The sequence below is a fragment of the Sphingobacterium sp. SGR-19 genome (assembly GCF_011043555.1).
In the GTDB taxonomy this organism is placed as follows: domain Bacteria; phylum Bacteroidota; class Bacteroidia; order Sphingobacteriales; family Sphingobacteriaceae; genus Sphingobacterium.
This window is the reverse complement of the sequence record NZ_JAAKGS010000005.1, coordinates 100056-124276: the sequence shown is the minus strand read 5'-3', so window position 1 is coordinate 124276 and position 24221 is coordinate 100056. Positions and strand designations below refer to the sequence as shown.

The following is a 24221-nucleotide window of genomic DNA, read 5'->3' as shown; positions in this document are numbered from 1 at the left end:
TCATAATTTAATGTTTAGCTTTTTATAATTTAATCCGCCAATTGATGCAAAGCATAAGCGTAGGCTCCTAGTGAAATGGCCGTGCTCGTTCCTAGCGATGTCGTCATAATAAATGTTTTTTTATGGGGGTTATAATTGGTCGTTGCCTGTTTCAAACTGTCTTCATCCTGCGCATCGACTACCTCCATCTGTAGGCGCGACAAGTTATCACCGGAAAAGGTAGATAAAGAAGACCTGAGTTCGCCTATTAGCGCAGGCATAATATATTTCGCTGCGCCGATAATTCCACCGCCTATGACAATGATCCCATCTACAACGGTCAATAAATGCGCAATAACATCGCCAGCGACCTCACCCAATTGGGCAAAACTTCGCACAGCCGCCTGCCGGTCGCCCGGTATTTCGCCCTCTGCAATACGAAATATGTCGTTAGGCGTCAACGTTTCGTCCACCACAGCAGCATATTCGTTATACACGCGAGTGATAGCGCGTCTACTTACACTTTCTTCGGCTATTTTATCGGGGTAAAGTTTATTGCGGAACACCCACACATCGCCACCACAATCGTTGTCACCCGTCAACAAACGATTATCTATCACGACGCCCGATCCAAACCCGGTTCCAAACGTGACACCAATAAGGTTACGATATTCTTTATTGTACCCCATTTTTTTTAATCTTTCATTTAAGGCTGGGAGCGCACCTGCCAACGCTTCTCCATAAGCGAAGAGATTACCGTCATTATTGATAAAAACGGGAATCTGAAAATGTTCTCGCAAAAACGGACCGAGCGGAACGCCTCCTCGGAAAGACGGAAAATTCGGTAAATCATGAATGATTCCGTTCTTGTAATCCGCCGGACCTGGAAATGCGAAGCTGATCGCAACTGGCGCTTTTGGCAAGAGATTCCTGATGTGTGTAAACCCATCAATCAACGTATCGAGACATTTCTGCAGATCATCCGGATAAGCCGGTAAGCAATAAGGTTCCACTATTTCAACATTACCTTGAATAGCCGAGAACACCATATTTGTACCGCCGGCGTCCAATGTCAATACAATGCGGTTATCGTGATTATACATATGGCTAGTATTTAAATTTATACGAAATTGAACCGATGATTACCATACTGACAAGAATCACCAACAGACCAATCGTGAAGCTCGTCAAGTCCGTAATCAAGCCTTGCAACGGCAAAACCAGCGCGCCGCCAGATACCCCCATAATCATCAATGCCGAGATTTCGTTGGCATGCTTCATATCATGTTGCATGGCCAGTGAAAAAACAATCGAAAATACATTCGCACAGGCCAGACCGACTAGAGCAATAGACAGTAATACTACCCATAATGAGGAGCCGAATAGTATACCTATAAAGCCTAAAACAGCCAATGCTATCGTCCCGCGCAGAAATTTTACGGCCGATAGTTTAACCAGCAGGATCGCCCCCACAAACGTACCGACGGTTCGGGTTGCAAAATAAAGACTAGTGCCCAGCGCAGCGTCTTCCAACGGCATAGCGAGGCGATTCATAAGCAACTGCGGGATACTGGTGTTCAAGCCAACATCGATACCTACTATTAGCAAAACAACAACGACACAGCGAATGAGAAACCCATTGCGTAGCAAGGCAAATATCTTGCGAAAGGAGGACGAGCTTACCGTAGTGTCTGCTTTTGGTTCATTGGGGTGCATTGTATGCAGTACAATGATAGACAGTACCGTTGCCAAGCCGTAAAATAAAAACGTAAGACGCCAATTGCCCAGCTGTACAGCAGCCGCACCCATCAATATCGGACCCAAAAAAGAAGAAATTGCCTTGATAAACTGCCCCATGGTCAGTGTGCTGGTCAGTTTTTCTTTACGCACGACAAATGCGGCCAACGGATTCAACGAAACCTGTAAAACCGTGTTTCCAATTCCGAGCAACGCAAAAGCGAGCAATATCCCCCCGTAACTATAGCTCGCAAACGGAATTCCCATAGCAATAGCCGTGATGATCAGCGCAACAGATACCGTGTGCTTGCGTCCGATTCGGTCCATCAATAGTCCTGTGGGTACAGCACATATGGCAAACCACACAAATACCATCATCGGTATCAGGCTAGCCGTAGTATCCGACAGCAAAAAATCTTTCTTCACATAATTGGTCGCAATTCCCACGATATCGACAAACCCCATGATAAAGAAATTGAGGAATATCGGTATCAGTACAAGGGATGGTTTATTTTGTTGGTTGTTTGGCATAGTGTTTTGGTTTTAATTCCCTTCATCAAATTCTGACCGATGCTTTAATCGTCATACAAGTTTTACCCGTTGAAGCCCCATGTGGTCGAATACGATAGGTCCCAACGGCTGCCGGAATAATAAACGTTTCCGCATAATGGATAATCATTGGATCGAATGCACCCGTAGGACTTTCTACGATAATTTCATCGCCATCTACGAGGTTCAGTACATTCACACTGTCCTGCGTATCATGCGTAACCGGAACCGAAAACGTATGCCGACGCGTTTCAATAAACTCACTTTTGTGCAGCCCCGTCTTTTCTTCCATCCATCCATCACCTTTATCCACAACCTGCACATTGTTTACCAGCTGCGTCTTCGTGTAATCGGTGTCGCAATTCCAGTCGAGCACCTGTTTACCCCGCTGAACATTGATGGGCCGAGGTTTTCCGTCTAGGCCCAACCGCTGCCAGTCCCACAGCTTAAATGTGAATAGATTGGGCGTCGAGCTAATCTCGAGCACCACCGCGTTTATACCCGAACAGTGGATTGTTCCTGCTGGAATAAGAAAGTGGTCGTGTTTCTTCGTCGGTATTTTGTTCACATATTTTTCCGCATCGAAAACCAGCTCTCCTCGTTCTGCTTTCTCCAGCTCGTTTATCATGACATTCCGGTCCACGTCCTTTTTGAAGCCGAGGTATACATGGGCATCTTCTTTTGCATCCATGATATAATAACTTTCGTCTTGCGTATAGTGCAATCCGAAATGATCACGCGCATACTGGGTAGTTGGGTGTACCTGAAGGCTGAGGTTACCCCCGCCGACCGTGTCCAAAAAATCAAAACGAATCGGAAAGTCCTTCCCAAATCGAGCTTCTACCGGCTTTCCTAATACCTCACCACTCTTTGTATAGACAAGATTTACAGCAGGCATCTCGAACACCATATTATCGATATTAAAGAGTAGGCTATTCTCCTCGGGCACACAATCAAAGCCCCATCCGTAATTCACTTTCGACGCGTCGAGCGCAAATTCATCCTTCATCCATTGACCGCCCCAAGGTGCAGGATCAAAGAACGGTACCACGCGGAATGGCGACGCCGCTGCTTTGTCCATACCGGCATAGAATGTCTGCCTGTCTATCATCTTCGGTTCATTTGGCACCACCGTATCCAGCCAATAGTCAACGTTGCTATAAATCGACCGCTTATACTTATCCAGCACCCGCCAGTCATTGAATAGCCCACGTTTATACTGGTGAGAAAAAGGAGCTTTACTATTATCGATGCCCAAACCTTTAGCCTGCCGCTTACGCATCCGTTGCTGTATTTCCCAACGCGGCATATCCGCATAAACTAAGATATCCGCATCAACCACCAACCGCGCACCCGGACCAAGCACAATAACACCTCCGTTGGATGCTGCAATTGCCTCCCGCGCACATTCCAGTTTCTTCTCGTCAAAATATTCATCTAATGTAATATTGGAGTTATACCCGAACAACGTATCTTCGGTCATAAATCTATCAGTTAAGGCTGCTACGTCTGCCTCGGAAATAAATAAGTCGCTGGTTTGCAAAAAGATATCCGGTTTGAGTTGCCCGAACTGCGTTTCCAGCTCTTCTTGGCTTATCCCGGTATAACAGTCGATTGCGATGATACCGTTGCTGTTGCTTTGCTTTGTTAAAACAGCAATAATCGCATCCCACCCCTTCACAGCAAAACCGTCTAAATTGATTGCAGGCTTCTTCTTGTACGTACTTACCATGTCTATAATTGTATTATTGTTCAGATATATGTTTAGTATGTATGCACATACTAGTTCAGCAAATATGAATACTTTTATTTTATCATGCAACATTATTCTTCTATTTTTTTTACTTTTGTAGAAACATTATGAATTTAAAAATCGACCATAACAGCACAAAACCTCTTCATAAACAGGCAGAAGAGCTTATCCGAAATCTGATCGATACGCCCGAATATAGAGATGGACAGTATCTTCCCAAAGAAGTCTATTTGTCTGAACAATTGAAGATATCCCGAAACACCTTACGACAAGCGATCAGCACATTGGTTACCGAAGGACTGCTCGTTCGTAAAAAAGGTGTAGGAACACGTGTCCAAAAAAAGAAAATATTTAGCGGGGCCAGTAATTGGCTAAGTTTTTCCGAGGAAATGCGCATTCTAGGGATCGACATCCATAATTTTGAATTACAGATCATCCGGCATGAAGTCTCTGCGGAAGTCGCAGCTTTCTTTGGCATCGAGGTGGGTACAAAAGTAATGCGGTTAGAGCGACTTCGGGGAAAAAAGGATGCACCGTTCGTGTATTTTATTTCGGAATTTAGCCCACAGATTCCCATTTCGGCATCGGAAAATTTCAATCGTCCGCTGTACGAAATTCTGGAAAGAGATTACGGGGTGGTCGCTTTCACCTCAAAAGAAGAAATAAGCGCCGCAGCGGCCGATCCCTTTATCGCTGCCAAACTGGAGATTAAACAAGGAGAACCCATCCTTATCCGCAAACGCTACGTTTACGACATCAATAACAACCCCATTGAGTTCAATGTTGGATGTTACCGGGCGGATTCTTTTACTTATACGATAGAAAGTAAAAGGAATATATAATATACATAAAAATTTGCTTCCATTCGCATTATTCGAATAAAGAATTGTACTTTTGTCAACGAAAAATGTGGACTGATTTGCGTGCTGCATATTGACCAATATGCCAGAAGGAGATTGCAACCACAGTAAAAAAAAAGTGCTAAAACCAGAATTACAGTCGTTTTTCCACTTCTACTCTGACAACTCCTTTCGTACGTTTAATCAAAAAAGAAATATGTAGTAATGGCTTATTTATTTACATCCGAATCGGTGTCGGAGGGACACCCTGACAAAATAGCGGATCAAATCTCCGATGCGCTGATTGATAATTTCTTAGCTTGGGACGAAGATGCCCGAGTGGCTATCGAAACCTTAGTAACGACTGGACAAGTCGTTTTAGCCGGCGAAGTGAAATCCAACATCTATTTAGATGTGCAGAAGATCACCCGCTCCGTTATTCAGAAAATAGGGTATACTAAGTCCGAATATATGTTTGAGGCAAACTCCTGTGGCGTGCTGTCTGCTATTCACGAGCAGTCCGCGGAGATAAACCAGGGAGTCGATCGCCAAACAAAACAGGAGCAGGGTGCCGGCGACCAAGGCATCATGTTTGGGTACGCGAGCAACGAGACGGAGAACTATATGCCATTGGCTTTAGACCTTGCTCATCGGTTATTATACGAACTAGCTGCATTACGCCGGGAAAATAAAGATATTACCTATTTGCGTCCAGACGCGAAGTCACAAGTAACACTGGAGTATAGCGACGACCATAAACCACAACGTATCGACACGATTGTCATCTCCACACAACATGACGAGTTTGCTACTGAAGCAGCGATGGTGGAGAAAATTACAGACGATGTTAAAAACATCTTGATTCCACGTGTAAAAGCACAACTGAAACCGGAGTTACAGGCATTGTTTACCGACAATATCAAGTTCCACATTAACCCTACAGGAAAATTTGTCATCGGCGGACCGCATGGCGATACCGGTTTGACGGGGCGCAAGATTATCGTGGATACCTATGGTGGAAAAGGAGCACACGGTGGCGGTGCGTTCTCGGGAAAAGACCCATCCAAAGTAGATCGTTCGGCAGCATATGCTACCCGTCATATCGCTAAAAATCTTGTAGCAGCAGGCGTTGCAGACGAGATACTGGTGCAGATATCGTATGCCATCGGCGTGAAAGATCCTATGGGGATCTACGTGAATACCTATGGCAAAAGCAACGTCAATTTCAATGACAGCAAAATTGCCGAAAAAATAGGGGAGATATTCGACATGACTCCGTATGGTATCGAAACCCGTTTAGGACTTCGCAAACCGATGTATTCGGAAACAGCAGCTTATGGACATATGGGAAGGACACCAAAAACGGTAACCAAAACATTCGAAAGCTCCAACGGCGAGAAGAAAACCGTGGAAGTGGAATTGTTTACCTGGGAAAAATTGGATTACGTGGATGTCATTAAAGAGGCGTTTGGGATTACATCTTAAAATCTGCGTACAAGAAGATAGATTAAGGTTACTTTACGATACAGTAGAGTAACCTTTTTTTATTCCTCCTAAGCCTAATCGCTCTTTTCTGTACAAAATCGAACCATTTCTGAACAAACCTATACCATTAGGTTAGGCACCTTCGGCTACCTTTGTGCCATGCCGGGACGTCATCACTCCCGCTAACCGCTATAAACAAAAAAGTTAAACAATTAAACCCAATGCCTATAGAGATACATAAATATCTATTAAAAAAACCTGAGTTCATTTAACAACGAAGCCAAAAAATGAAATATTTTTTAGCGTTAACCAAACTAAATTTATATGATTAAGGAAACTAACATAAAAATAAAAACCTGCATGCTACTCTTTTTCTGTGTCCTGTGGACAACGGCTATGCACGCACAGCAAAATTTAATTAAAATCACAGGAAAAGTAACTGACGCGCATGGAAATTCACTAACCGGCGTCACCATTCAAGTGAAGGACAGCGATACCAGCACACGCACTGATGAAGCAGGTAATTACATCTTGCAAGCTGTCTCATCGTCTATATTGATCTTCTCCTACGTAGGCTATAGTAACCAAGAGGTGCCTGTGCATGCCTCGGGCATCATGAATATAACGATGACTGGCGAAGCCGTACTAGACGAAGTGGTGGTGGTTGGGTATGGTACCACACGTAAACGCGACCTTACGGGAGGTCTTTCCGTCGTCGGACAAAAAGAGTTATCTATGGTATCAACAACTAACTTAATGGATCGTCTGGTTGGACAAGTTGCAGGTCTAAATATTACGACTTCAAATGCCGCTCCCGGCGCCAGTCAAACGTTGTTAATCCGTGGTGAGAATTCATTATCAGCAAGCAACCACCCTTTAATTATCTTAGACGGAATACCGTATAGCGGCTCATTGGTAGACTTGGATCCCAATACCATTGAGAATCTTACGGTACTAAAAGATGCTTCGGCAGTAGCTATTTATGGTTCCCGCGGATCCAACGGCGTCATTTTGGTTCAAACGAAAAGAGGCGTAGCAGGTAAACCACAAGTCGGCTATAGAGGTCAGATTGGTGTAGCTGAACCCATGCAATATATCCAGGTCATGGGGCCAAATGAGTATATCCGTCTGCAACAAGATATAGGGCGCTTAAAGGAAGGTCTTTCCGGCGATCAATTGGATCCCATCGCCGGCAGTATCATCAGCCAAAGCGAACGCGAAAACTACGTTAATGGAATCACACACAACTGGCAAGACTATATCTTTCGTAAAGGAATCACCATGGATCACCAGTTAAATTTTTCAGGCGGAACAAGCAGCACAAAATATATGGTGGCAGCTTCGTCCATGAAACAAAACGGCGTTGTTTATAACGCCCGATTGCATCGACACAACATTTCCGCAAACATTGATCAAGTGTTCAATGACTGGCTAACTACGGGTATAGGCACCCAATTTGTACAACGGGAAGACGGCGGTGTTACGCCAAATATCGAGCACGCTATCAAGCAGAGTCCCTATGGCAAATATATAGATGAAACGGGCAGGTACGTCACAGAACCTATGGAATATTCACTCATTACGAATCCGATGCTAAATGTCAATGCCGATCAGAACAGGACCAACCGCAATTTCTTTATCAACGGATATGCAAATATACAACTTCCGATAGAAGGTTTATCCTTCCGCTCCAATCTCGGATATAATTACCGCTCCAACTTCACGGGAACTTATTACGGTAGAGACACATTCATTGGCCGCGAACAAGCCGGATTGGTTGGCGGGAATGCCAGCATCAGCAATGCACACAGTACAGACTATACCTGGGAAAACATTCTGCGTTACGAGCGGGAGATTGGTGATCACCGATTTGATGCGACCGGTTTATTCAGTATACAAGAAACCAAAAATGTTTCATCAGGGCAGACGGGGCAAGGTTTTGTGACAGACAACACCAGTTATTATATGATGGAAACTGCCGAGCGCAACCAAACCATATCTTCGGGATTAACCGAAACCGCCTTATTATCCTATATGTTTCGTCTAAATTACGGTTACAAGGGCCGGTATCTGGCAACGATTACCGGACGTACAGACGGAGCCTCCGTATTTGGCACAAACAACAAATACGCCTTTTTCCCGTCTGTAGCCCTAGCATGGAACGTAGCAGAAGAAAGCTTTATCAAGGATAACGCAGATTGGATGGACATGCTGAAACTGCGTGTTTCTTACGGCGCGAACGGAAACCAAGCCATTACACCATATCGTACATTGGATCGGCTGTATTCCAGTGTAAAATACATCTGGGGAGACGGTGGCCTACCCGTAAACACCGCTTATCTGCCTAGCGATGGTGTAGGGAATCCAAACCTGAAGTGGGAGACAACCCGCACCATCAACCTCGGCATTGACTTTCAGTTCTTCAATAATCGCTTAGGTGGAACCATCGAAATGTACAGATCCAATACACATGATCTACTGATGATCCGTACTGTCCCCATTATGAATGGTTTTGGACGTATCTGGGATAATATTGGGCAGACCCGTAACACCGGTATCGAAGTAGCATTGAATGCCATTAACATCCGTAACTCCAAATTTGAATGGAGTTCGAACGTCAACTTTTCGCTAAACCGAGATAAAATCGTCGAGCTGCGCGGAGACCAAATGGACGACATCAACAATCAATGGTTTATCGGAAAACCACTACGCGTATTTTACGACTACAATGTCATTGGTATTTGGCAACAAGGGGATACGTTCAAGTACACAGATGCCAATGGTAATTTAGAAGACATACAAAGAGGTGCCGTTCCTGGCGACGCCAAGATAGAAGACGTAGACGGAAATGGGTACATTGACGCGGAGGATCGTAAAATCATCGGTTCCAAAATGCCTAGTTTTCTAGCTTCCGTAGGCAATAGAATGTCCTTCGGCAACCTTTATTTCTCCTTCTTGGTTAACGGTGTATTTGGTGTCTGGCGCGAAGATAATTTGGCCAACATGGGTTCATGGACGTATGGCATTACCAACTATGTACGTGGAGCAAACTATTGGACACCTGAAAATCCAGATGCGGACATCGTCTCTCCTGGCTATCTCAATAGTCTAGGGCATGGATATTATAGAAAGCAGCACTACGTTCAGCTTAAAAATGTAACACTCGGCTACCGAGTCGGATCAGCCATCGCCAATAAAGTCAGGCTAAGCGCCATAGATGTAAACGTGAGCGTCAATAACCTACATACGTTTTCTAACGCCAGGCAGGTGCTAAACTACGACAACGGTTGGATGGCTTCTTTCCCAACAGCGCGTTCATATATGTTCGGTTTAAACTTAACTTTTTAATACCTAAAGACGAAACAGATGAAAATAAATAAAATCATGATGAGTTGCGTTGCGGTACTTGTAGTAAACGCCGTAACCGGATGCAAAGACTTTCTCACAGAAGATCTGAAATCGGAGTTGGCTCCCACAAACACATTCACCAGTACGTACGGTTTCGAAGTAGGTAGTGCTGGACTATACGCCCTCTCTCGCTCTGAGTATAATACATGGGGAGAAGGAGGTGCTTTTATGCATGGAAATGCTACACCATATGAAGCTTTACAGGCCGCAACGGATATCGTAGATGTAATCAACAGCGATGCATCGCTGACCGCATTTGCCAACCTGACATTAACCGCAGAAGAACGGTTTGTACGATCTTATTGGGACTGGTCTTACAGCTTGATAGCCTCCGCTAATGAAATTTTGCTGTTCTCGGAGATTAATGAAAATTGGGATAGACCGACAGATAAAGTACACTTTCAAGCGGAAGCTAAATTTTTTCGGGCATATGCATATCGCACCTTAATCTATCTATATGGCGACGTTCCTTATGTAGAAAGCATACAATACGATTTCCAGCTCAATTTCACCCGCACACCGAAGGCCGAAGTATTACAGCACATCATCGACGACCTGACATTTGCCGCCGAGAACTTGCCGGAAAATCCAGATCAGGTACTGGATGGTAAGCTGACCAAATGGGCTGCCTATCATTTATTAAGTGAGATGTACTTACTGCAAGAGGAGTATGTGCTCGCACAAGAAGCAGCCTTAGCCGTCATTAACAGCGGCTATTTTAATCTCATGGAAAATCGGTTCGGCGTCAGTGCGAATCAGCCAGGAGATGTCTTTAGTGACCTGTTCAAAGAAAACAACCAAAATAGAAAGGCAGGCAACCGGGAAAGCATTTGGGTACTGCAGTTTGAATTCAATGCCATCGGAGGAGGAACGAATTCAGATGATTGGACACGTCGAGCATGGAATCCAAAATACTTTGATATCACCGGCTTCACGCTGGCAGACACACTCGGGGGACGCGGTTTGGCACAGATTGTACCAATGAAGTGGTGGGTGGGCACCATCGGTACCAATGCAAGCGGAAATGAACTCGGAATATTTAACGCAACCGATATGCGGAATTCCAATTACAACATCAAACGCAATTGGTATTATAATAATCCTAACAGCCCGTTGCATGGCAGTAAAGCTAATATCACGGAGCAGACTTGGTTTACGACCAAAACTTTATTCCCTGCGTTGACCAAATTTTTTTACGGACGTGCCGAGAATCTAGGACTCACCGGCAGTTACAGAGACCGTATGAAATTTCGCCTTGCCGAGACCTATCTTTTGCTGGCAGAAGCTTATCTGGGGCAAGGCGATGCATTTCGCGATCGAGCCGCAAATGCGATCAATGAAGTACGTCGAAGAGCGAATGCCTCCCCGGTCAGCGCCAGCAATATAGATATAGACTTCCTTCTTGATGAACGGATCAGGGAATTGGTAGGTGAAGAAAGCCGCCGCTTTACGCTGGTACGCACGAATAAGTATGTCGAAAGAGTTAGCATGTACAACAGCGCCATACGCGATAGAGTAAAGGCCGATCACGCACTATGGCCGATACCACAGAGCATACGGGATGCCAATCGTGATGCGGAGTTCCCACAAAATCCAGGCTATAGATAGGACAAAGCATTAAATAATGAGTGTGTGTTTAAAAATTATATTTTATGAAAAAGATCATTTATCTATATAGAATTTTAACCTTTTCGGCCATTGTTTGCGGATTGAATGCCTGTAACTATGAAATTGTCGATATCGATAAAGTGCCAGAAACAATGACGTTGCAGGCTTCATCGACCGAAATCGCGCTGGACGTGGATCGTCTCACAGAAGACATCATCACGTTCACATGGGAAGCCGCAAGATCGACATCTGAAGACCACGTGGTGACGTACACAACCAAGCTCGATGTGATGGGTAACAATTTCGGGTCGTCAACGGCGATCATGCATTATGAAGACGATGGTGTATTCAGTCGTAGCTTCACTTCAGAGCAGCTACAAAATTGGGCGAACGAAAAGTGGAAACTACCCGTAAACACCCCTTTCACGCTGGAATTCAGAGTGACCGCACAGTGGGAAGGAGGCCCGACATTTGAAGCCCCCGAAGTCAAAACAGCCACCGTGCGGGTACAACCGATCCGAACCATCGTATTTGACGCCGATAAAGTATTTCTAGACGGCTCCGCTGTGCAGGAATCAAAAGTGGAACTAGGTACAACCGTAGAAAATGATAACGTTTATGCACAGGTTCTCCATCTAGAACCAGGCGAATTAATCATACCGATCGAATACAACGGGGAAACAAACTATATTAGCCCTACCGATAACGACGGAACACTAAAAGATGGAGAAACGATAAACGTCGTTGTACGTGAAAATCCCGTTGCTTGGAAAATAGAAGATACTGGTGAATATCGCGTTGTCATCGATATGCAAAAAGCAACGGCAACCATTTATTCTCCGGCCAAAGCACTGCAGCCAGCTGTTGTGCAATGGACGCTAGACGGCGCGATGCAGACTACGATCGTTAATGACCTGTGGGAATATGGAGAACCGACGGGTTGGAGCTGGAGAGGCGGTAATTGGACACAAAGTATAGCTGATCCACAGATATTTGTCTATTCCGGCCCCGCTATCAACGGCCGAACAAAGTTTGGCGTCCATCCGATAAACCAGTCTTATGTGTATACCGGCAATAACAGTAGCGCGAATACACCGGTAACCCATGGTACAACATACAATGTCTTCAGTGGTTATAGCGCCAATGAGCGGAATGCCTATTTCAGCCTTCCTTCCGGCACCAATCATATCATATTAGACATCAGAAATAAGACGATGGTTGCTACAAACCGCTGATAAACCATAACGTATGTATAATTCCTAATATAAAAAGAAAGAGTATGAAAAGTATAAACAATAAGGTAATTGCTAAACTATGCTTAATCGCGGTTACCTGTCTACAATCTTTTGCATGTACATCAACAGATGCAAACGGAAGCGATCTCCCTAACGGGACGTTGGTCAAAACAAAATACAATAGGAGTACCATGTTCCGTAACCCCTTAAATGGTTGGGTCATGTATGCGGCGCGTACCGCCGAACCTACTTACTGGGATCAAGAATACTATGTTTCTGACTTGGGAAAACGGGTAAAGGTTATCGATTATGCATCGGCCTGCTATCTACGCACAAGTTGGTCATCGCTAAATCCCGCCGAGGGTGTTTACGCATGGCGTGATCCCAGCACGCAGATTGCCCGATTAATCAACGGTGCCAAAGAAAGAGGGGTACCCATAGCTTTCCGTATCGTGGTAGACGGTCGCGATCAAGGAATGAACACCCCTCAGTTTGTTTTTGATGCCGGCGCAGCATCCTACTTAGAGAATCCGTCTTTTCCGACGCGTGTCACGCCGCTTCCTCAAGACCCGATATTTAGGCAATACTACACCAAATTTATCGAAGCCCTTGCCGAAGATTTCAATGATCCAGATCTCGTGTCATTTATTGATGCGTATGGTTTTGGAAAATGGGGAGAAGCGCACAATGTCATCTACGAAGACCCTAACACCCCTAGCGGATCCGATACCGAAACACTAAAGGAAGAATTGATTGACTGGGTTTCCGACCTCTATACGAGAACGTTCACCAACATACCGTTGGTAATCAACTATCATCGTTTAGTCGGCCACCCGCAAAGCTGGGGCTCTCCCAATCCGAACAGCGATCGATTACTAGTCAAGATGATCAACAAAGGATACAGTCTTCGGCAAGACGCATTTGGGATGACTGAATACTATCAAAGTTGGGAGAAACAGTTCGCCAAATCGTGGAATTTCAAACGTCCGATACTGATGGAGGGCGGCTGGATTACCTCTGGTACACATCGTTATTGGACGGATCCAAGCGGCCGTTACCGCGAAGGTCATCCTGAAGATGTGCGGCAGGGTGAGTTTGACGACTCTGCTGAAGCACGCGTCAATATGATGGATTTTCGCTCAGGTGATACAGACTCTTGGTTCGAAAAATCCTTTAACCTCGTACAGCGCTTCATTTCCGAAGGCGGGTATCGGCTTTATCCAGATCGCCTGTATCTACCAGAAACTGTGGCAAGCGGTAAAGAAGTCAATATCAACCATCGATGGCGCAACATGGGTTGGGGCTACTTCCCCAACAATATCCCGCAATGGAACTATAAATATAAAGTAGCATTTGCGCTGCTGGACGAGCAGGGATCGGTCAAAAAAACATATATTGATCATGAGGCAGAACCTTCGACTTGGTTAAAAGACAATCCCACTTCGTACGACTTTAAAACAATCATCGATCTGCCGAAAGGAACGTATACCTGGGCCGTAGCCATTGTCGATACCACAAAAGACAACCAGCCAGGCATAAAGCTGGCAGTAAATGATGAGATAACCGATGACGGCTGGGTAAAGCTTCTTCAGGTTCAAGTACAATAAGCTAAGCGTCAACGGATAAACATTTTAAGAATACAATAGTATGTTTAACAAACTTCTTAGTTTATTTATCATCCTTTTCGGACTTCTCGCTTGTAGCGAAGGTCCGAAAGAGAATGATGACCAGGCCTTAAAAGCCATAATCGACAGCGCCCTTGTTTTTGCTGAAAAACAAGCATTGCTAATGGCTGAAAAATACAAAGATCAAGAGGGAAGACTCCCCAGAACATATGAACATGGCAAAGACGTCTCCTCCGATTCACGCTGGTGGTGTAGTGGTTTCTTCCCAGGGTCGCTATGGTATATCTATGAAAACAATCAAAATCAAGCTGTATTAACATATGCCGAACTGTATACAGATCGCGTGGAACAGGAGAAATATACCACGGACAATCATGATGTTGGTTTTATGATCTACTGTAGTTTCGGCAACGGTTACCGGCTGACCAAAAATAAAAATTATGAAGAGGTCATGCTTACGGCTGCGCGATCGCTAAGTACCCGTTACGATCCTCACGTCAGATTGATCCGGTCATGGGATCATAATACCGAACAATGGCAATACCCTGTTATCATCGACAACATTATGAATCTAGAGCTATTGCTGTGGGCAGAAAATTATACAGGCGACGCTCGTTTCAAAGAGATTGCCATTTCCCATGCCGACAAAACAATGGCGCACCATTTTAGATCCGATTACAGCTCCTATCATGTGGTCTCCTATGATACCCTCAGCGGCACACCGCATTTGAAGCAAACACATCAAGGGTATTCGGACGAGTCTTCATGGAGCAGAGGACAAGCCTGGGGACTTTATGGCTACACGTATCTTTACAGGGACACAAAAGACGAGCGATATTTAAAACAAGCACAGCATATTGCAGACTATCTGATTGACCATCACCATATGCCCGATGACTATATCCCCTATTGGGATTACAACAGCCCAGATATCCCAGACACTTATCGCGACGTGTCCGCAGCGGCTATCATGGCATCGGCGTTGGTCGAGCTAAGTGAGTACGCGGATAACAATCGCGCGTCCCGATATATACAAGTGGCCAAAACGCAGATCAAGACCATGGCATCTCCCGAGTATACCGCTAATCTCGGCGAAAATGGTTGTTTTATTTTAAAACATAGTGTGGGTGCGTATCCACTTCAGTCAGAAGTCGATGTTCCTCTTACATATGCAGATTATTATTACTTGGAAGCGTTAACCAGACTAAAGAAAAAAATTTAAGATCAGAAAGTGGCGGCTAACAATTTTTATAGTACATTGGCATGTAAACCGTAGGCGTATTCATCATAAATGAAAAAATTCAATCTATTATTTTGTTTTTTTATTTCCATTTTTCAGTGCGTATTTGCAATTGATACGTCTCGGTATCGATTTCATGTGATGCCCGAAACTTCCTATTATGGCGGTATACAGAGTATTACAAAAGATAGCTTGGGTCGGATCTGGTATACGGGTACCGACGCTATCTTTATGTATGACGGAAATAGCTTTCATCAATTAAATGAACTCGTTTCCGCCCTCAACCCTACGGTCAGATGGGGATATGGCTCGTTAATCGCCAGCCGGCAAGGAGAACTATTCCTTTTTACGAATCGTGCCTTATTGCGGTTCGATTATGAGCAATTCAAATTTGATATTGCCGTACCACGTAGTATACGATCAGCATGTCAACATGATGATGGCAAACTTTATATGTTATCCAAAGATAGCCTCTTGTGGTACGATACGAGAAACGAAACATCAAACGGTTTCCAGTTGCCAAAAAATAAATCTTTCAGTAAGATTTTAAGTTTGAATGGCCACCTGTATATTTCGCATGAAAGAACGCTGTATAAACTGCACCGGGAAAAGCAGCAATTGGAACCGTTTATCCAGTTGGAAAAACCTTCCCACACCATTGTTGATGTACTGGAATATCAGGGCTTCTATTATCACCTCACCCAACGGGGTGGTATTTTTGTTTCCGATACAGACGGGACGATACGACATCATATCCCCGTTTCCTTTGCCGACAACCAGTCTGCATTAGCGAAAGGTATGTATCTTGATCAAACCGGCATGATATGGGTCGCCACCCAAGACGGATTATTCTTATATGACCCAATTAAAGAAGAGCGCGGCTTTCTACGGCTGAATCTGAATGATCCTTTTTCATTACCGAATAATTCCATTTGGACCATCTATGCCGATCCCGATCAAGGCGCGTGGATAGGGACTTACGGCGGGAAGATCGCCTACTGCTCGTTATACGACACGCACGTAAGATACTTTAACCCCAGTCCAGGCGGACTCAATCACCCCATTGTCAGTAGTTTCCAAGAAGATCAATGGGGTAATATGTGGATCGGAACGGAAGGCGGTGGGCTCAACTACTGGGACCGGATGAGCGACAGCTTCCATCATTTTATAAAATCATCCGCCGAGTCGCCGAATTCCAATATGATAAAACGTTTGCACCTTGACCCTGAAAACCAGCATCTTTTGATTTCCTCATTCAACGGTGGACTTACCTCTTACGACCCCGCTCGCCGTACTTTCAACGATCTTCATTTCTTTTTCCCCGGCACCCAGCAACCACTGACGATATACGATTTTGTCCAGGACCGGGAAGGAACCTGGTGGATGACCGATCCCAATCAACCTTTTTTATATAAGAGAAAAAAAAACGCGGATACAGAAATTGTCAAAATCATCGGTGCAAATGATCAAAAGCTGAATCTCGATATTGCCACATTGTATCTAGATAACCAACATAACCTCCGTCTGGTTACACAACAAGGATTGTATGTTGTTGACCGAAATACGCTTAAAGTCCTGAAACACTATCTTATTCAGGGCGCTCCTTACTCCACCAACAATTTATCCTGTCACCTCAACACTTCCAGCGGCGACCTGTGGTTAGGCACGTTAGGCAGCGGTGTAAATGTGTTAAAGAAAGATGGCACTTATCTCAATTTCAACAGTACCAATGGGTTTCCGCCCAAGATGGTGTTTGGTCTATTGGAAGACGACAGTTCGAAGAGAATTTGGCTGAGCACAAGCGATGGCATTTACAATTACGACCCTAAATCCGCGAAGTTTGAGAAGGCACGTTTTTATAAAGAAAACAAGTGTGGGTCTTTTTATATACGCGCGGCCTACAAAACAGCAAAAGGAGAGCTGTTCTTTGGCGGAACCAACGGCTTTCTGCTGTTCGACCCCGCATATGCGGAAAAAAACCCACAGAAACCTCGCGTGTTCTTTACCGGCTTTCTGGTGAACAATACCGAAGTAACCGCTCGTTCTGCTTCTTCCCCACTGTCAAAAGACATCTCCAGCCTATCAAACAGACGGGAAGAACGAATACGGCTATCCAGCAACGAGTCCAACATAGAAATCCGATTTTCGGCCAACAGTTATTTAGCTGCAGACAAGAATCAGTTTGCGTATCGCATGCAGGGAATCAGCGATAATTGGACGGTGATCAATACAGCAAATAAGTCCGTACAGTTCTTCAACCTTTCCAGCGGTGACTATACGTTTGAAATAAAAGCATCCAACAATGACGGGCTGTGGGGCGACGATATCGCGAGACTCTATATTCACATCGATCCCCCCTTCTTTCTTTCTTGGTGGGCCTATTGTTTCTATAGCGTTATTGTCATTGCCCTACTGTTTTTCATTATCCGGTACTACACCGATAAAAAGATGTTTCAGGAGCGTTTGGCGCTCGAAGCGTTAAAAGAGCAGAATATGCTGGATCTGAATCAGGCCCGCACTGATTTTTTTACAAGTATTTCGCATGATCTAAAAACTCCGCTCACCTTGGTGCTGCAACCTCTTAAACAACTCAAGGAAACGCTAGACGCCAACAATCACGCTGCCATTTACATGCAGCTCATCGAGAAAAACGTGTCACGTATCCAGCGCATGATTAGCCAACTACTCCGGTTCAGAGAAATAGAAAGTCAGAAAATTACATTGCACCCACAGGTAGGGGATATCGTCAACTTCGTACGTGACGTCTTTAGTTTATTTGAATTATACGCCAATAAGAAAGAGATAGAAACGAATATTTCGGCACATAAAGATCAAATTTACGTTGCTTTCGACTACGATATAGTGGAGAAAATTCTAACCAATTTATTTTCTAACGCTTTAAAATACACGCCGAATAAGGGGTACGTTGGCGTACGTATATATAGTGCAACGGAAGAAGAGAAAGCACGGCTATCTCAAAAGCCGGACGACGCAGCATGGGAATACATATCTATCGAAGTACTCAACAGTGGAGACGGCTTCTCCGAACAGCAAATTGCCAGTCTTTTCACTTCTTTTAATCGCCTGTCTTCCCACCGTCCTACCTTCGAGGAGAGTTCCGGGCTGGGGCTTGCTATTGTCAAGGAGTTGGTTAATGTACTCCACGGAAATATCTGGATGGTCAATAAAACCGACAAGATTTCTTTTACCATTATTCTCCCCTTGAAAAAGGAGGCGAGCGTCGGCAGCATACGCGGGAATGTGTATGACTATACTCTTTCGGAAATTGACGACGTCATGTTAGACGATACCGAGCAAGACAGCCCTATAAAGCATGCGCGAAAAGCCAATAGTCTATTGCTGATTGAAGATGACCCCGCCATGCGCACGTATCTTGAACAGCGCCTTTCACAGAAATACAATACTTACACCGCTAGCGACGGCATGGAAGGAATTATCAAAGCCGAAAAAATATATCCGCAGCTAATCATTACCGATCTTGTCATGCCTAATGGCAACGGATTTGAAGTATGCCGCCGGCTAAGACAAAACTTTAAAACCAGCCATATCCCCATCGTCATGATCTCCGGCGTAGGAGAAGAAAATCAAAATAAAATCAAGGCCCTTGAATACGGAGCAACCGTTTTTATCGACAAGCCCTTTGATATCGAATACCTGTTGCAACAGACCGAAGTTATCTTGAAGAACCAACAAGAATTACGGGAAATGTATAGCAAACGTCTAGTCGTCGATCCAGCCAACGTAACGATCACGTCTATGGATGAAGAGCTATTGGTCAGGGCGATGAAGTTTATCGAGCTGAATATCGCGAATCCGCTTTATTCGGTAGATGATTTTGTGTCCGATATGAATGTGGGTAGAACAATCCTATACCAAAAGATACACGACATTGTAGGCATGTCTATCAAAGAATTTATTTTGAATATCAGATTGAAAAGAAGCGCTTATTTATTAGAGCAGTCCGATCTGACGATAGCAGAGATTGCCTATCAAACAGGTTTCAACAACGCAAAATATTTTAGTGTATGCTTCAAAAAACAGTTTGAGATGAGCCCTTCAGAATATAAAAAGAAATCGCTAGCATAAGATTGTACATCCAGCACTTCATACTATTCTACCTTTACATGTATCTTCCCGCTTTTCAACCCCTTGCTTTTCGCTTCCAGCTGGACATCTCCCGGTTGTTCCCCGGCCTGTACAATCGCCGTCAGCTGCCCGTTGAAAAGGTGCATCTTCGGTTCATGAAACATATCCAGACAAGTTGGGTCTCCGTTCGCAGCTGCCCGGTATTGACCCGCTCCGGTTACGGAGAAATGTACCAGCGCATCCTCGTTCGGACATAAGTTACCCTTCTTGTCCAACACCTTTACGCGTACATAGGCCAATGATTTTCCATCTGCCGCAATGATCTTATGCGGTGTCTCCAACACAATTTGATGGGCCTTACCCGCTGTCCGGACGATCTTTTCCTCCGCTGGCTTTCCTTGTTGATCATATGCCACCACTTTCAGCTCCCCTGGTTCATATACCACATCTGTCCACATCAACCGGTAACGATGTTGTACCGTCTCCTCCGTTTTCCGACCCACACCTTGGCTTTTTCCGTTGATAAATAGCTCCGCACTTGGATAGTTCGTATGCACAAATACGGGTGTCACCTCCCCCACACGCTCCGGCCACGTCCAATGGGGCAGCACATGTAAAGTTTTCGCTTGTTTATTCCATACACTTCTATAAAGATAATAGCGATCCTTGGGAATACTCGCCAAATCGATAATACCAAACATCGAACTATGGTTCGGCCAAGCATCCGTATCATACGGAGAGGGCTCCCCCAGGTAATCAAAACCAGTCCACACAAATTGCCCGAGCGACCAAGCGTGGTCGTCAGCCATCGCTAGATCTTCATCCGGTAAATTCGACCAAGAACAGTGTTCCAGATCGTAAGAGGACGACTGATGATCAGCATACACCGCTTCCGCTTTTTTCTCGACCGGGAATTTATAAACCCCTCGAGAGCTTACCGTCGATGTGGTTTCTGCTCCCAACAGCAAATTTTGGGGTAGTTTTGCATAAGCCTCCTGATAGCGGTGTACCCGGTAGTTAAATCCGGGAATATCGAGCATACTTGCAAAACCATTTTCCAGCACACAGCTTACTTGATCCATCCCGCAAGTCACCGGACGGGTAGGATCTTCCCGATGACAGATATCTTGCAAGAAACGAGCGACCTTATATCCCTCTGGACTACATTGCGTAGGTACCTCATTGCCAATACTCCACATCACGACCGACGGATTATTACGGAAATGGCGAATCATATTCACCATATCCCGTTCGGCCCACTCCTCGAAGAACCGGTGGTAACCGTTCTTACACTTCGCTATCTCCCACTCATCAAAAGGTTCGATCATCATCATCAAGCCCAGTTCATCACACAACTCGACCAATTCAGGAGCGGGCATATTATGCGCCGTGCGGATGGCATCACAGCCCATATCCTGTAACAGTTCCAATTGATACCGCAGCGCAGAAACATTAATTGCCGCGCCTAACGGCCCGAGGTCGTGGTGATTACACACCCCTTGGAATTTACGGTGCTTGCCATTCAGAAAAAAACCTCTTTCGGCGACAAACTGAATATCCCGGATACCAAATCGCGTCTCATAGCTATCCAGCAGTTGACCATCCACGAAGATACGCGATATCGCCTTGTAAAGTGCCGGGTGCTCCGGGCTCCACAGGTTGGGATCCAACACTTCCAAGTGCTGTACAAAAGGCTCTCCGTAGTTTATCTTCTGTGCATTATCTTTAGACGAGACCACCGTTCCCGCGCCATCAATAATGTCGGTGGTAACGCGAACCATTTTACCATCTGCATTCTCTATATTTGTCTCTAGCCGCACCGATGCCAATGTATCCGAAACAAAAGGCGTGGTTACAAAAGTTCCCCATACGGGGACATGCACCTTATCCGTGACGATCACATGCACATTCCGGTAAAGGCCGGCTCCCGGGTACCAGCGAGACGATTGCGGCCTGTTTTCCAACCGCACAGCCACCAGATTATCCTTGCCGGAGGGATTTATGAATTCCGTCACATCACAATGAAACGCGTTATAGCCATACGGCCAAAAACACACTTCGTGTCCATTCACATACACACGTGCTTCACTCATCGCACCATCAAACTTCAGCACCACGCGTTTATTCGATCGCTCAAAAGATGTCACATCAAACGTATTTCTGTACCAGCCCACACCGACATAAGGTAATCCTCCCGTGCGCCCCGTTTTCACGGTAGCCACCTTTTCTCCATTCTGTGTAACGGCCACCTCTTGCAAATCATGTGCCCGGTCAAACGGACCGTAGATAGCCCAGTCGTGCGGCACCGTTACCTTATCCCATTCACGATCATCGAAAGCGATTGACGCCGCTTGATCAACATCCCCCCTGTTAAACCGCCAATCTTTTTCCAACAAAAATGTCTCCCGCAACTCCTGCGCAGTTAGCACAAAAGGGCAAAAGAGTAAACAACATAAAAAAATACGTATCATCATAAAACGTCTCATTATCAAATCATCATAAATCTCAATACCGTCTCTACAAGATAACTGCTATCATCTAAACGCTTCCAGCGCTTTCGTTGGCCGACCACTATCATCCATCGCGCCCAACGTATAGCCGTTCCACCCGCCATACGCCAAGGGTTCCCAATAGAAAACACCCAGCACCTGGCCCTCCCGAAACTGTCGGCTCCCATCGATCAGCCCGGTCAGAAATGCCGCAGCAGCATCCTCCTCATCCCAGCTCATTCCCACTTCACAGATCATCACCTCCGACTCATAGCGCGCGATCATATCCTTCATATTCTCCATACATTGTTCCGTCAGTTCCTCCCAGTTATCCTTATCCGGGTAGAGCGACATGCCAATCACATCCCATTTACCCCCGTTGGACTTCAAACCATCAAACAACCAACGGAACAAGCTGTTATCATAGCCATTATGCACATGCACAATAACCTTAGCCTCTGGAAAAACAGCCTTCACCGCGTCGTACCCCGCATTATTCAACGCCGCATAATTCGCCATACTCTCAGAGGCCTTTCCATCCTCCCACAACATGCCGTTTCCGGTCTCGTTACCCACCTGTACCCATTCCGCTGTTATGTTGTTGTCTTTTAACAACTGCAAAACTTCTTTCGTATGTTCTGCCACGGCAGCCTTCAACTCATCCAAAGATAAAGATTCCCAAGCCGCTGGTTTATTTTGCTGTCCAGGATCTGCCCAACGGTCGCTATAATGGAAATCGACCATAATACGCATGCCCAGATGATGCGCCCGATAGGCTTTTACCAACACATCCTCTTTGTTGCACCAGCCGTTCGTCGGATCTACCCATACACGTAGTCGCACCGCATTCATACCCAACGACCGCAGCAGTTTTAGACCATCTGTTGCGATACCGGCCCGGTTATAGAACGATACACCGGCCGCCTCCATTTCGGTTATCCAGCTAATATCCGCACCTTTTGCAAAGCTATCTTGATCCGGCACCGTCGGTGTCGCCCTATCATCCTTGCAGCTCTCCATTCCAAAAATACCTATACACATCCATAACCAGGATAATTTCTTTATATATACTTTCATATCTTATAAGATTATAAAGGTTCAACACGATAACGGAACGCCTTCGGATCCCGCAAATCGAGGATCAACCGATAGGTACCCACCTCTTCATAAGCAAAACCATCTGCATCTGCCGTATAGAGGTTACATACTCCTTCTGTTTCCGATCCTCCAAAAAACCAACTCCAACTCTCGTTGATCAGTATTTTCATCCCCCATTGTTCCGGTGCGGTCGTCGTAATGGTTACGGTCCAAACTTGTTGTTCCTGATCGTACACCATGGGATTCGCAGACGGACTCCAGGCGTTGAAATCGCCCGTAACCGATAAGCTTCGAATCACCGTTTCGCTCCAGGCCATTTCATTGACATCCGCCCGGAGATAAAGATATCCGCCATTATTCGTCCAACAATTCCAACGATCATCGCCGGCATACAATACATATTGATTTCCGTCCACCGGATAAGATCCGTAAATCGTACTCGCATCTGCACTTGCTTCGTTCGCTAAGTAAAAATTATACCATTGGTCTACCTGCACAAAACCATCATATATGCCATCTTCCAACCGCGCGCAAAGTTTCCACGGAAATGCAGAGAAATCACTATTGGCCATAAAGAGGTAGTCACCATCCTCCACCGGTTCAAACGCAGTCACCGCCAACTCCAGCACATTACTGTACAGCGGTTCCACATTTGGTGCCAACCGACAGACTACACGCGCATATACCGGCTGCTGCTCCAACGGCACAAAACCCAAGGCCAATACCATACTATTAAGCTGCTGGTTGGTATAGCTCAGCGAAGCACTTACGACATCGACCGATCGGCCAACGGATGCAAACGATGCGCTGGTTGAAAATTGCACCGTTGTCTTCATTTGCGATAGCGCTATTTTTTCGGTGCTTTGCAGCTCGTTTATGTTCCACATCAGTTGTAACGCCACCGCTTTCGGTGTTGTCGCCTCCAACAGCACTTCCGTTTTGGAAGCAGTCAATGTCGCCGGTTCCACATTGGTTATGGTAGGCGTTCCTCCTTCTTTTTCACAGGCAGCCAGCAACAGCAGTACGAAGCCAACCACCACATAGTAATATAATCGTTTCATGGTTTTCT

At 45.3% G+C, this 24221-nt stretch carries 14 protein-coding genes; 8 read left to right on the top strand and 6 right to left on the bottom strand.

Annotated features, from left to right (window positions below; genetic code table 11):
* Nucleotides 1-29: 29 nt before the first annotated feature.
* The 3 genes from G5B43_RS11270 to G5B43_RS11260 are packed head-to-tail and all read right to left on the bottom strand — an operon-like array spanning nt 30 to nt 3997.
* Nucleotides 30-1082 (bottom strand): ROK family protein, encoded by a 1053-nt coding sequence (locus G5B43_RS11270; RefSeq protein WP_165294853.1) that lies wholly within the window; start codon nt 1080-1082, stop codon nt 30-32.
* 4 nt (nt 1083-1086) lie between these two features.
* On the bottom strand, nt 1087-2247 hold the full coding sequence (locus G5B43_RS11265; protein ID WP_165294852.1) for an MFS transporter: 1161 nt from the start codon (nt 2245-2247) through the stop codon (nt 1087-1089).
* A 25-nt stretch (nt 2248-2272) separates the two neighbouring features.
* Nucleotides 2273-3997, bottom strand: coding sequence for a class I mannose-6-phosphate isomerase (locus tag G5B43_RS11260; protein WP_165294851.1), 1725 nt, complete (start codon nt 3995-3997; stop codon nt 2273-2275).
* Between the two features lie 128 nt (nt 3998-4125).
* Here G5B43_RS11260 and G5B43_RS11255 point away from each other — a divergent pair, with 128 nt between their 5' ends.
* The 8 genes from G5B43_RS11255 (at nt 4126) to G5B43_RS11220 (ending at nt 19565) form a co-directional block, all read left to right on the top strand.
* Nucleotides 4126-4860, top strand: a complete 735-nt coding sequence (locus G5B43_RS11255) for a GntR family transcriptional regulator (RefSeq protein ID WP_165294850.1) — start codon at nt 4126-4128, stop codon at nt 4858-4860.
* Between the two features lie 222 nt (nt 4861-5082).
* On the top strand, nt 5083-6342 hold the full coding sequence (gene metK / locus G5B43_RS11250; protein WP_165294849.1) for a methionine adenosyltransferase: 1260 nt from the start codon (nt 5083-5085) through the stop codon (nt 6340-6342).
* Nucleotides 6343-6738: 396 nt separating this feature from the next.
* Nucleotides 6739-9690, top strand: a complete 2952-nt coding sequence (locus G5B43_RS11245; RefSeq protein ID WP_240904851.1) for a SusC/RagA family TonB-linked outer membrane protein — start codon at nt 6739-6741, stop codon at nt 9688-9690.
* 18 nt (nt 9691-9708) lie between these two features.
* Nucleotides 9709-11358, top strand: a complete 1650-nt coding sequence (locus tag G5B43_RS11240; RefSeq protein ID WP_165294847.1) for a RagB/SusD family nutrient uptake outer membrane protein — start codon at nt 9709-9711, stop codon at nt 11356-11358.
* 44 nt (nt 11359-11402) lie between these two features.
* Complete coding sequence (locus G5B43_RS11235; RefSeq protein WP_165294846.1) at nt 11403-12593, top strand: SusE domain-containing protein; 1191 nt, start codon at nt 11403-11405, stop codon at nt 12591-12593.
* A gap of 44 nt (nt 12594-12637) precedes the next feature.
* Nucleotides 12638-14200 (top strand): DUF4832 domain-containing protein, encoded by a 1563-nt coding sequence (locus tag G5B43_RS11230; RefSeq protein ID WP_165294845.1) that lies wholly within the window; start codon nt 12638-12640, stop codon nt 14198-14200.
* A gap of 40 nt (nt 14201-14240) precedes the next feature.
* Entirely contained in the window at nt 14241-15440 is a 1200-nt protein-coding gene (locus G5B43_RS11225; RefSeq protein WP_165294844.1) for a glycoside hydrolase family 88 protein, read from the top strand.
* Nucleotides 15441-15599: 159 nt separating this feature from the next.
* Nucleotides 15600-19565, top strand: a complete 3966-nt coding sequence (locus G5B43_RS11220; RefSeq protein ID WP_165294843.1) for a hybrid sensor histidine kinase/response regulator transcription factor — start codon at nt 15600-15602, stop codon at nt 19563-19565.
* Nucleotides 19566-19588: 23 nt separating this feature from the next.
* Here G5B43_RS11220 and G5B43_RS11215 read toward each other — a convergent pair whose 3' ends face one another.
* The 3 genes from G5B43_RS11215 to G5B43_RS11205 are packed head-to-tail and all read right to left on the bottom strand — an operon-like array spanning nt 19589 to nt 24213.
* Entirely contained in the window at nt 19589-22039 is a 2451-nt protein-coding gene (locus G5B43_RS11215; protein ID WP_240904850.1) for a glycoside hydrolase family 2 TIM barrel-domain containing protein, read from the bottom strand.
* 60 nt (nt 22040-22099) lie between these two features.
* Entirely contained in the window at nt 22100-23131 is a 1032-nt protein-coding gene (locus G5B43_RS11210; protein ID WP_165294841.1) for an arabinogalactan endo-beta-1,4-galactanase, read from the bottom strand.
* Between the two features lie 11 nt (nt 23132-23142).
* On the bottom strand, nt 23143-24213 hold the full coding sequence (locus tag G5B43_RS11205; RefSeq protein ID WP_165294840.1) for a DUF5111 domain-containing protein: 1071 nt from the start codon (nt 24211-24213) through the stop codon (nt 23143-23145).
* Nucleotides 24214-24221 lie beyond the last annotated feature (8 nt).